This is a genomic window from Mesorhizobium sp. M7A.F.Ca.CA.001.10.2.1 (assembly GCF_003998575.1).
Lineage (GTDB): Bacteria > Pseudomonadota > Alphaproteobacteria > Rhizobiales > Rhizobiaceae > Mesorhizobium.
In genome coordinates this window covers 1-736 of sequence record NZ_RZQY01001211.1, presented here as the reverse complement: position 1 = coordinate 736, position 736 = coordinate 1, and the positions used below count along the sequence as shown (strand labels likewise).

Here is a 736-nt window from a genome sequence, read left to right as displayed (position 1 = left end):
GTTCAGACAGAACAGGATCACATGCAGAAATTTACCGTTTTAACGGCAGCTCTTGCTGCCGGCGTAATGACTTTTGCCTTCAGTGCCGCAGATGCCGCGCCCCTCAGCCCGCGAGCCGATCAAGGGCCTGTCGTGGCATCCGCGAAAAGCGGCAAGGCCCCACAGGCCAGAAGCGGCAAGGCAGGCCACGACGCCAAGGCGACGAAGCGGGCTTCCGCGAAAATGGAAAAAGCAAGCTGGTCCAAGCCGAAGAAGTCCGCCAGAAAGCAGACGAAGCGTGGCCGAAAAACCGTCGACATGACGGCAACGGCGTCGATCGGTGTCCGGAACGCGGCAGCCTCGGCGGCCGCGGTGGCCAGCAGCGGTCAGTATTCCGCTATCGTTGCCCGCTATGCGGCGATCGAAGGCGTTCCGGTATCGCTCGCCTCGGCGGTTATCCAGATCGAAAGCAACTACCGGCCCAACATCGTTGGCGGCGCCGGCGAGATCGGCTTGATGCAGATCAAGCCGGCCACGGCTCGGATGATGGGCTATAGCGGCTCCGCCAAGGGCCTGTTCGATCCCGACACCAACATCAAATACGGCATGAAATACCTTGCCATGGCGCGGAGCCTCGGCGGCGGCACGACCTGCGGCACCATTCTGAAATACAATGCCGGCCACGCCGCAACGCGGATGAACCCGGTGTCGGCCGCCTATTGCGGCAAGGTCAAGGTGCAGATGGCTGCGCTGGGAT

The 736-nt window shown here is 62.2% G+C and carries 1 protein-coding gene; it reads left to right on the top strand.

All coding sequences use genetic code 11. From position 1 onward, the window contains the following. Positions 1–21: 21 nt before the first annotated feature. A partial coding sequence (locus EN964_RS36200) for a lytic transglycosylase domain-containing protein (protein ID WP_164776547.1) occupies positions 22–736 on the top strand: 715 nt, incomplete at its 3' end.